At 53.6% G+C, this 10263-nt stretch carries 10 protein-coding genes and 1 tRNA gene; 6 read left to right on the top strand and 5 right to left on the bottom strand.

Annotated elements, in window-relative coordinates:
• Positions 1–137: 137 nt before the first annotated feature.
• The gene (locus MVK46_RS05200) at positions 138–572 is read right to left on the bottom strand and encodes a UPF0179 family protein (protein ID WP_297535585.1); all 435 of its coding nucleotides are present in this window, start codon (positions 570–572) and stop codon (positions 138–140) included.
• A 33-nt stretch (positions 573–605) separates the two neighbouring features.
• A complete protein-coding gene (locus MVK46_RS05195; RefSeq protein ID WP_297535584.1) occupies positions 606–1658 on the bottom strand; it encodes an NAD(P)-dependent glycerol-1-phosphate dehydrogenase in 1053 nt (350 codons plus the stop codon).
• 68 nt (positions 1659–1726) lie between these two features.
• Between MVK46_RS05195 and MVK46_RS05190 the strand changes: the two genes are divergently transcribed.
• From MVK46_RS05190 to MVK46_RS05175, 4 genes are all read left to right on the top strand, one after another.
• Positions 1727–2536 (top strand): DUF63 family protein, encoded by an 810-nt coding sequence (locus tag MVK46_RS05190; protein WP_297535583.1) that lies wholly within the window; start codon positions 1727–1729, stop codon positions 2534–2536.
• Positions 2537–2541: 5 nt separating this feature from the next.
• Positions 2542–3312, top strand: coding sequence for a bifunctional fructose-bisphosphatase/inositol-phosphate phosphatase (locus MVK46_RS05185; RefSeq protein ID WP_297535582.1), 771 nt, complete (start codon positions 2542–2544; stop codon positions 3310–3312).
• Positions 3302–3916 (top strand): rhomboid family intramembrane serine protease, encoded by a 615-nt coding sequence (locus MVK46_RS05180; protein WP_297535581.1) that lies wholly within the window; start codon positions 3302–3304, stop codon positions 3914–3916. The genes MVK46_RS05185 and MVK46_RS05180 overlap by 11 nt, the downstream gene beginning before the upstream one ends.
• A 52-nt stretch (positions 3917–3968) precedes the next feature.
• Positions 3969–4076 (top strand) — tRNA-Met (locus MVK46_RS05175).
• 546 nt (positions 4077–4622) lie between these two features.
• Here the strand turns inward: MVK46_RS05175 and asnS are convergent.
• Positions 4623–5915 carry an asparagine--tRNA ligase gene (gene asnS, locus MVK46_RS05170; protein ID WP_297535580.1) on the bottom strand — a complete coding sequence of 431 codons (1293 nt, stop codon included), beginning with the start codon at positions 5913–5915 and terminating at the stop codon, positions 4623–4625.
• A gap of 213 nt (positions 5916–6128) precedes the next feature.
• Here asnS and MVK46_RS05165 point away from each other — a divergent pair, with 213 nt between their 5' ends.
• Positions 6129–7358: an amidohydrolase gene (locus MVK46_RS05165; RefSeq protein WP_297535579.1), complete on the top strand. Its 1230-nt coding sequence runs from the start codon at positions 6129–6131 to the stop codon at positions 7356–7358.
• On the opposite strand, the gene MVK46_RS05160 is transcribed toward MVK46_RS05165, so the two are convergent.
• Together MVK46_RS05160 and MVK46_RS05155 are read right to left on the bottom strand one after the other, a co-directional pair.
• Positions 7327–7749, bottom strand: a complete 423-nt coding sequence (locus tag MVK46_RS05160) for an NfeD family protein (RefSeq protein ID WP_297535578.1) — start codon at positions 7747–7749, stop codon at positions 7327–7329. The two genes, MVK46_RS05165 and MVK46_RS05160, sit on opposite strands and share 32 nt — an antisense overlap.
• 16 nt (positions 7750–7765) lie before the next feature.
• Positions 7766–8680, bottom strand: coding sequence for an SPFH domain-containing protein (locus tag MVK46_RS05155; RefSeq protein ID WP_297535577.1), 915 nt, complete (start codon positions 8678–8680; stop codon positions 7766–7768).
• Between the two features lie 145 nt (positions 8681–8825).
• Here MVK46_RS05155 and MVK46_RS05150 point away from each other — a divergent pair.
• The coding region (locus MVK46_RS05150) for a phosphoadenosine phosphosulfate reductase family protein (protein ID WP_297535576.1) at positions 8826–10263 on the top strand (1438 nt) is incomplete at its 3' end.

The raw sequence follows: 10263 nt of genomic DNA, 5'->3' as shown, positions 1-10263 counted from the left end.
GAGGAGGTCAGCGTTGAAGAGGCCAGAAAAGAGTTCCTGAGGATGGAAAAGACCCTTGAAGCAATAAGGCTCTTCCTCGAAGGAAAAATAAGGGCATACAAAGTCAGGACTGAAAAGGAAAGGGTCATCTTTGCGGGTTAGTCTTTTTTGCGCATGACCTTGACTATTTTATACGTTTTTCCGTTGCACTCCACTTCGCCGGTTACCTCGATTATTTTCACGTGGTCGCCCTCGAAGAGGCCCTCCGGCTTAAAGAGGTCTCTCTTCTTGGGGTCGTTGCAGTCCTCGAACTTCAGCTGTATTATCGAGCCAACTATCGCCAGTCTGGGTTCAATCGCTACCTCAATGCTCGGTTCGACGACCTCGACGACGCGGACTTTGCCCTCGTGCAGCGGACAGGAGTGCGAGGGCATACTCCTTACGCGGAGTATTTTATACCTCCTCCCAGGCTCGAGGTTCCCTACGCACACCCCGGCGAGCTTGCAGGTTTTGCACGGCTCGGCGGGTCCATAGAATATGAACTCAACACCCGGTTTTGCGAGCTTTTCACCAACTAACGTGATTATGGCCATTTCAAACACCTCCCCGTTTTATGAGGATAACCGTCAGATGACCCCGGTTATTTTAGCGGCTTTCTCCGCCGCTTCCCTCGTCAGGCCGTCCTTTCCGAGGATTGTGTAGCGTTCGGGCCTTATGGTGTGGGCAATCGTGAGGGCCTCGATTATAACCTCGGGTTCGATTCCAAGCTCATACGCTGTAGTTGGGGCGCCGACCCTCTTTAAGGTTTCCCTAACGCGCTCCCACCTCATACCGTGGAGGTAGGCCATGATAATCGTCCCCAGTCCCGTCTGCTCGCCGTGTAAGGCGGGTTTATCGAGGAGTATATCGAGGGCGTGGCTGAACAGGTGCTCGGCTCCGCTTGCAGGCCTTGAAGAGCCGGCTATGCTCATAGCGACGCCCGTTGAGATAAGGGCCTTTATAACCTTCCTCACGCTCTCCTCGTTTCCGAGCCTTATTATGTCGGCGTTCCTTATCACCATCTTAGCGCTCATCAGGGACAGCGACGCGGCGTACTCGCTGTAGTACTCTCCCCGAATCCTGTGGGCCAGCTGCCAGTCCCTCACGGCGGTCAGGTTGCTTATGGTGTCGCCGACGCCGGCCGCTAGATACCTGTACGGGGCGGTTTTGATTACGTTGACGTCCGCTATTATTGCAACGGGGGGAATGGCCTTAATCGAGGTTTTGGCCCCCAACCCTTTTATCGAGGCGTTGGCGCTTGCTATGCCGTCGTGGGAAGCGGTCGTTGGAAAGCTGACGAAGGGAACGCCCGTTTTGAAGGAAGCCAGCTTGGCGACGTCTATTATGCTTCCGCCGCCAACCGCTATGACCCAGTCCGCGCTTTCGTCCTTTATCAGGTTGATAGTTCTTTCAACTTCTTCCATCGTTGCGCCTTTTCTAATGGTGAGCGGGACAACTTCGTATTTGGATTTGAGGTTCCTCTCAACGTCTTTACCCGCTATCTCCTTTGTCTTCGGTCCATAGAGTATGACGACCTTCTCACCGAGGCCGAGCCGTCTCGCAACGCTGAGGACTTCCCCCTTCAAGTTCTCTCCAAGCAGAACCTCACGGGGGAGCTGCATGAGGTGTAACCCCTTCATTCTCCCACCCCTAACCTCTCGGAAGGAAAAGCTTTAAGGCTATCGGAACAACCGTCTATGGTGGTCGAATGGGACTCTACGAGTTTTTTTACAAGTATTTCGTCGCCCCAATAAAATACAATCAGGGCTACAACATCGTGAACACGCTCACGTACGCCGTAATCCTCGGTATCGCGGTTCTCCTCCTGTACAAAATGCTCAAGAGAATGAGAATCCGCGTGGATGAGCGCTTTTTCATCTCGCTGATGCCCTACATAATCCTCGGGCCTCTGATGAGGAGCATGACCGACATCGGCCTGCTCCCAAGAACCTATCTCACCGTCAGTCCCGGGGGCTACTTTGTTATAGCAGGCTTTGCAATAGCGTCCCTCTTTGCAGTCTGGAGGCATCTCGGTCCCGATGAAAGGCTGTATTCAATCTACCGCGACTTCGGGTGGGTTCTCGTCGCGGGTCTGCTATTCATAATGGTTATTAACTGGAACAGGGTCTCCGTTAGGTGGGGGTTCTTCAAATACTTCATTCCGAGCCTTCTCGTTGCGGAAACGTTTATCTGGCTTCTCACAAAGAAGTTCGAGCTGGTAAGGAACAACAAAGTTCTCTACTACACCCACTTCTACGACGCGACGACGACCTTCGTTGGAATTCAGTTCTTCGGATTCTGGGAGCAGCACGTTCTCGCTAGGACGCTGATGAGCATCTTTCACACGCCTGCTGTTATGTACCTTGAGAAGTTCGTGATAATAACGGTCGTGGTTTACATACTCGACAGGCTCATGAAGGACGAGGACCCCGAGCTTATAAACTTCATTAAGCTCACAATTTTCATACTCGGTTTCGGCCCCGGAACGAGGAACCTGCTCATAACCCTGTTGAGGTGATTCGTATGGAGTTTGCCTGGAACGAGATTGCGCTCAACATGGCGAAGGATTTGGAGAAGACGATAATGCCTCTCTTCGGCACGAAGAAAGCCGGTGAAAACGTCGGAACGAACGTGAGCGGGGATGTAACAAAATACGTCGACAAGGTCGCGGAGGACCTGATTATAAGGCACCTCAAACCGCTCGGCGTCAACATAGTGAGCGAGGAGGTCGGGGAGATAGACGTTGGAAGCGACTACACAGTTGTCGTTGACCCCCTCGACGGGTCATACAACTTCTCGATGGGAATCCCGATATTCGCCTTCAGCTTTGCCGTCTTCAGAGAAAGGAAGCCCGTCTATGGGGCCATCTACGAGTTCTTCCCGAAGGCATTCTACGAGGCGATTCCAGGGGAAGGAGCCTACCTCAACGGAAGGCCCATCCACGTTAATACGCCAGAACCCGGAAAGGAAGCCATAAGCTTCTACACGCGCGGTAAATGTCTCGGTCTCGTGAAGAGGGTTAAGCGGGTCCGTGTTCTTGGAGCGATAGCCGTTGAAATGGCCTACACCGCCAAGGGCTCGCTCGACGGGGTCTTCGACATAAGGAACTACGTGAGGCCAACGGACATAGCGGCCGGGGTCATGCTCGTGAGGGAAGCCGGGGGAATAGTAACCGACGAGAGGGGAGAACCGCTCGAGTTTGAGCTGAAGGCAGAGGTTAACACCAACGTCATCGCCGTTGCGAACGAGAGAATCCTCAAAATAATCCTGGAGGAGCTGGGGAATGAGTCTTGAACGCTACTTCTACCGCTACGGGAAGGCCACCTTTACACTGTTCCTCATAAACGTCGCGGTCTACGTGTTTGAAGCAATACTCAGCAGAAACCCGATAAGCATCAGCGGGAGAGTTCTGGCGGTGCTCGGTCAGTGGAACTACGCGGTCCTTCACCTTGGAGCCTGGTGGCAGCCATTCACTGCGATGTTCGTCCACGTCAGCATCATCCACATAGCCTTCAACATGTACTTCCTCCTAATCATGGGGAGTCAGCTTGAGAGAATTCTCGGGCCTAAGAGAGTCGTTGTGATATACATCGTCTCCGGACTCGCGGGCAATCTGCTCACCTTGCTCCTGCTTCCTCCGAACGTTATCAGCGCAGGTGCGAGCGGGGCTCTCTTCGGTATCGCGGGGGCGCTGATACTAATCAACGGTGTCCTTGGCGGAAACATGCAGATGGCGATAATAAACGCGTTCGTGCTCTTCCTAATAAACAGCTTTCTCCCGGGAGTAAACGCCTTCGCCCACCTCGGCGGTCTAATAGTGGGAATGCTCATAGGCTACTACTACGGCCGGGTCATAAAGAGGAAGCTCACTTGGGCCTACGCTTACGGCTACTATTAGCGAAAGATTTAAAAACGCCCGCCGAAAGGTATAGGTCGAGCGCTCGGGCTGTGCCGGGGTAGCTTAGCCTGGTCAGAGCGCTCGGCTCATAGGGCCGCTCCCCTTCGGGGGAGCCTGAGAAACCGAGAGGTCCGGGGTTCAAAGCCCCGCCCCGGCACCACAATAGCCCCTGCTTCGCAAGCGCTGGCTGAAGAGTAAGTGCTTTTTTAGAAGTTTAGAAGTGCAATTTTCGGAGACTGGATTTGCTCCATCTGCTGAGTGTCTCACTCTTTAAAGGCGCCTTTCGGATGCTGAACTACTCTGAAGACTTCATTTAGTGTTTAACCCTCAATCAATGCTGTACTTGGTTAGTGCACAACTGTTTTTTGTTCTTTGGATAGAAAGGCGCTCTTTTTGCCAGCCTTTCCCAAAGGCTGAGCACGAAGTTTGAGACTGTTTGTAGCTCCTTTTAGAGGCCAAGTTTTGGGGATTTTCTCACCCAATGGCTGTTTGAGCGTGAGAACTTTATCAACTTGCCCTTCTGCTATTGGTTTAACTTTAAACCGACACCTGAAGGGCGTCAGGAAGGAGTAAACCCTTTTGTAAGGGCTTTTCAAGAGAGTTCTCCTTTGGGATGCTCAAAGAAAACTTGAAGAAAATAGGGCATCACACAGGCCCGTTGTGAGGAGCTACGAACTTTGGTCAACCTTTGCCTGCGCAAAGGTTGCTACGGATACAGCCTGCTCGGCGTTCTCGGGAAGAGCGTGGCCCACCTCACGTGGTCGAGCTTGAGGACCCACGCGACGAGCCTCTCAAGGCCGAGGCCGAAGCCGCTGTGCGGAACGGAGCCGTACTTCCTGAGGTCGAGGTACCACTCGTAATCCTTCGGGTCCATTCCTTCCTCCAAAATGCGCTGCACGAGCTTGTCGTAGTCGTCCTCACGCTGGGAGCCACCGATTATCTCACCGTAGCCTTCGGGCGCGAGCATGTCCGCCGCGAGAACCTTCCTCGGGTCCTCCGGGTCCTCCTTCATGTAGAAAGCTTTGATACCCTTTGGATAGCCGTAGACGAAGAACGGGGCCTCGAACTCTTCGGTAAGAACCCTCTCCTCGTCAGCCCCCATGTCCTCGCCCCACTCTATCTCGACGCCCTTGCTCTGGAGTACCTCTATGGCCTCGTCGTAGCTTATCCTCGGAAACGGCGGAACGGCGTTCTTGAGCGTGGTTAAATCCTTTCTAAATGTCTCAATTTCGCTCCTTCTGAGCTCAAGCGCGCGCTGAACCATGTAGCTCACGAGCTCCTCCTCGACCTTCATGATGTCCCAGAGGTCCATCCATGCGGCTTCAAGTTCAAGGTGCCAGAACTCGGTGAGGTGCCTTCTCGTCCTGCTCTTCTCGGCCCTGAAGCTCGGCGTGAGGGACCAGACCTTTTCAAGGCCAAATATAGCAGCCTCAAGGTAGAGCTGGGCCGACTGGCTTAGATATGCGGTTTTGTCGAAGTACTTGAGCTTGAAGAGCGTCGAGCCGCCTTCCACTGCTCCGGTAACGAGTATCGGCGGGAAGACCTCGTACCAGCCGTCCTGGAGGAGCCACTCGCTAGCGGCCTGAACGAGCGTGGCCTTTACTTTCATTATGCTCGCGACCTTGGGCGAGCGGAGGTGCAGGTGCCTGACGTCGAGCAGAAACTCCGGGCTAACGTCCTTCGTTATCGGGAAGAAGTCAACGTTCTGGATTACTTCGAGCTTGTCGGCCTGAACCTCCGCCCCGGTAGGAGCGCGCGGGTCAGCTTTAATGGTTCCCTCGATGATGACGCTTGACTCAATGCCGAGCTTCTTGGCCTCCCTGTAGGCCTCTTCGTTGAGCTCCTTGGAGAAAACCACCTGAACGATTCCGCTTGAGTCTCTAAGCACTATGAAGACCTTCTTTCCGACTTCCCTCTTCCTGTAAACCCATCCGGCGAGCTTAACCCTCTTTCCCTCCATTTCGGGCTTAACGTCGGCACAGTAAACCTTATCAATCACCCTTACCACCTCCAAAAGCTTTTCGGCGGGGGTTTATAACGCTAACCCAATCAGAAGAGGCTATTCAACCACAGGCCCAGGGCAGTGACCCTTGATTCAACAACCATAATCCAAGGCATGGAGTATGGTTTTCGTTATTGAATTTAAATTCTTTGGGCCTTTTAATGTCATCTCGACAAAAAATTTAAGTTATTGACTGCCGAATATTCAATTATGCGCAGGTTTGCACTCACGGGAGTCCTCGTGGACTACGAATCCGTCACGAGAGGGGCCGTTGTCGTTGAGGGAAACGAGATACTCGCAATAGTCCCAGAGGAGGAAGTCGGCGAATGGGGCGTTGAGGAGGTCTACGGAGGAAAGGACTACATAGTAATCCCCGGCTTAATCAACGCCCACACACACGTAGCCATGACGAAGTTCAGGGGTCTGGGTGAGGACCTGCCGACTGAAGTGTGGCTCGAACGAATCATCTGGCCGATGGAGCTGAAGTGGACGAGGAGAGAAATCCGCAGGTGGGCCGAACTTGGCATCAGGGAGGCCCTGATGAACGGCTCGACAACGATAAACGACCACTACTTCTTCGCTGATGAGATAGCGAAGGTCGCGGAGAGGCTTGGCATAAGGGCTTTCGTTGGACAGACAGTTATGGACAAGATTGATTTTCCCCTCGCGAGTCCTGAGGAGGGCTTTCGGTTCTTCAAGCGCTGGCGGAACAGGAGCGAGCTCGTAACGCCCACTCTGGCACCGCACGCAACCAATACCGTTTCGCTTGAGCTGATGACGGAAATTGCAGAACTCTCTGAGGAAACCGGCGCAAGGGTTCACATCCATCTCGCCCAGAGCGAAGCGGAGGTTTCTGAGGTTAAAAGGCACTATGGCCTTTCGCCCGTTGGTCTTCTCAAAAGGGCAGGGTTTTTGAACGAAAGGTTAATTGGTGTCCACGGCGTTTACCTGGACGATTCTGACTTCGAGAGGTTGGCCAAAGCTGGCTCAAGCATCGTCCACTGCCCGACGAGCAACGTCAAGCTTGAGGCGCGGACGGTGGGTCTGAGGAAACTCCTTGACTTCGGCCTCAACGTGGCTTTGGGCAACGACTCGCCGAATCCAACCGGAATCCTAGACCCCTTCCTTGAGATGAGAACTGCCGGAATCGTGGCTAACCTGACTGCCGGAAGGGCGCACGCTGTTCCTCCGAGGGAGCTGTTTGGGATGGCAACTCTGTTTGGGGCCAGAGCACTCGGCGTAAAGGCGGGACTCCTGAAACCGGGCTACCTGGCGGATTTAGTCCTTATAAAGGCAGATAAACCGTGGTTCAAGCCCTTAGAAAACCTGTACTCCCTCCTCGTGTATTCCGCGAGGGGGAGCGACGTTGAGATGACCGTTGTGAACGGAAGAATCCTCCACAGAAAGTTCACTTGGGGACCTTCTTCACAATCAATTTGACGCCGTCGACGTCGATTACCTTCACGATATCGCCGACGTTCAGCTCCTCGTCGCTGAGGGCAATCCACCTGTCCCCTTCGAGCTCCACTATGTAGTATTCCTTCCCCTTCTCAACGACCCGACCCCGCTTTCCCTTGAGTTCAAAGGTGTACTTTTTGACCCCGATGTCTTTGACGTCCCTCCTGATGTACCTGCCTACTATTATGTAGCTCAAAACCGACGCTATCAGGGCCACCGTGAAGCTCTCCTCGAAGTTCAGTCCCAGGCCAAGGAGTATCCCCAGCACTGCCAAGGCAACGCCTATTGGGGTAATAAAGGCCGTTACCATCATGTCGAGGACTATTATGAGCAGGCCGAGGATTAAAAGGGAGAGGGGAAACAGCCACCCCATGTCAACCACCCGCTTTTCAGCCTTTGGACTCGGACTTCTCTTCCTTCTGGCTTTCACCCGGCACTGGTAGAGGGGCCTCTTTAACTTTCTGGATAATCCTGAGGAGACCTATGAGGGCTTCGGTGTCGTAGGGGACTATCAGGTTGCCGTACTTGGCGAGGTCCGGGAGCTTCTCGATGTACTGGAGCGTTAGGTACTTCTCGTCGGCCATCTTAAGGGCCTCAAGAACCTTCTTTATTGCCTGGGCCTGACCTTCGGCTATGAGAATCTGCCTCTGCTTCTCACCTTCCGCCTTCAGTATCGCCGCCTGTTTCTGGCCTTCAGCTTCCTTTATCGCGGCTTCCTTCTTACCCTCTGCGAGGAGTATCATTGCCCTCTTCTCCCTCTCGGCCGTCATCTGCTTGGCCATTGCCTCCTGAATGTCCTTCGGCGGGTCTATGCGCTGTATCTCGACGCGGGTTATCTTAACTCCCCAGCGGTCCGTTATCTTGTCAAGCTCCTCCCTGAGTTTAGCGTTGATGATGTCCCTTCCGCTCAGCGTCTCATCGAGTTCCATCTCACCTATGATGGCACGGAGGTTCGTCTGTGCGAGCTTGATGATGGCCATGAGAAAGTTGCTGACGTTGTAAACGGCCTTAACCGGGTCGAGAATCTGGTAGTAAACGACGGCATCGACGGTGACGACGACGTTGTCCTTACATATAACCTCCTGCGGCGGAACGTCAACCACGTGTTCGCGCATATCGACGACCTTTACGTGCTCCATGAAGGGAATTATGAAGTGTATTCCCGGGTCAAGGATTCTGTTGAACTTTCCGAGCCTCTCAACGAGGCCCCTCTGGTACGGCCTTATCACCTTAACGCTCAGAAGGAGCATCACCAAAAGAAAAGCTCCGAGAATTATGAGAACGGCCCCCGCAAAGGCAACCATTACTATCACCTCCAGTTAACTATCACACTAAAAAGAATTAAAGGGCTTATAAGTGTTACTGCGGTGAACATGATTAGTTTGATTTGCTCAGTTTGAGTCAATTGCCTTTATAAACCCGCTCACCCTTTCAGGCTCAGGTGGGAGCATGGGGAGACCCGTATTTTTGGGCAAGGCCTACATAAACTGGTGCGGGAAGTGCAACGTTCCGCTCATAGGCGATAGCTGTGCCATTCACGGAAAGGAGGGCGTCTTCAGGCTGAACATAACCCCTCCCGGCGATTTGAGGTTCGCCTTTGAGAAGGATTTAGAGTTAATAAAATCTGTTTTCAGGGAGCACTTTGGAGTGGACGTTGGCGAAGTCCTCGACGGGAAGGTCGTCCTCCTCAACAAGCTTCCGAGCGAAGATGAGGCCTACGAAATCATCGTGGACGGCTACGTCTTTGGATACCTCAAGTTCGACCCCCTTGAGCTCCACTGGAGGGCAGGCCTGAAGGTTGAAGGAGCCATAGCGCTCTGGAAGCGCTTTGGAAAGAGCATGAAGAAGTGGGTTATAGTCGATAAAGGCGCCGTCGAGCCGATAAAGAACGGGGCCAATCTTTTGGCTGTCGGCGTTCTTGACGCTGACCCAAGCATAAGGGTGAACGACGACGTGATTCTCGTCTCAGAGGACGGCGAGGTCTTCGCGACTGGAATAGCGAAGAAGGACTATTTCGCCTTAATCAGGGGCGAGCGCGGAACGGGGGTCAAGCCCAAGAGGCAGAAGAGCGTCAACTACCGCGAGGGAAGAAAGGCGACGATGGAGGACGTTCTGAGAGCCAATTCGATAGCGCTCGAAGAGAAAGTCATGAAAAGCAGGGAGTTCATGCGGAGGGTTGCCAGCAAATACTCGGACCTACCTGTAGCCGTTGCCTTCTCCGGCGGAAAGGACAGCCTGGCCGTTCTCGGTTTGGCTCTGGAGGAGTTCGGCAGTGACTTTACCGTATTCTTCAACAACACCGGAATAGAGTTTCCGGAAACTGTGGAATACGTGGAGAAGCTGAGGAAGGAGCTTGAGCCGAAGGGTATAAAGTTCGTCGTTGCGGACGCTGGAGACGCCTTCTGGAGGGCGCTCTACGTTTTCTCACCGCCGGGTCGCGATTACCGCTGGTGCTGTAAGGTCACCAAGCTCGGCCCGATAACTCTGGCGATAAAGGAGAACTACCCGAAAGGAGTGCTCATGTTCGTCGGTCAGAGGAAGTACGAGAGCATAAAGAGGTTTAAGCAGCCCCGCGTGTGGAGGAACGAGTGGGTGCCCAACGAGATAGGTGCGTCGCCGATATTCCACTGGCGCGCGATTGAGGTGTGGCTCTACATCTTCAGTAGGAATCTTCCCTACAATCCGCTCTACGAGAGGGGCTTCGACAGGATAGGCTGTTTCCTCTGCCCGAGCGCTTCGCTGGCAGAATTCGAGAGGCTCAAGAAGGAAAAGCCCGAGCTATGGGAGAAGTGGAGGAAGGCTCTGGAGCACTGGAGGAAGCGCTTTGGCCTTCCGGAGGAGTGGATTACCTACGGCTTCTGGCGCTGGAAGAAGCTGAGTAAAGGTG

Origin of the sequence: Thermococcus sp. (assembly GCF_027066465.1) — an archaeon.
In the GTDB taxonomy this organism is placed as follows: Archaea; Methanobacteriota_B; Thermococci; order Thermococcales; family Thermococcaceae; genus Thermococcus.
The sequence above is the reverse complement of the archived record's forward strand: the minus strand, read 5'-3'. Positions and strand labels throughout refer to the sequence as shown.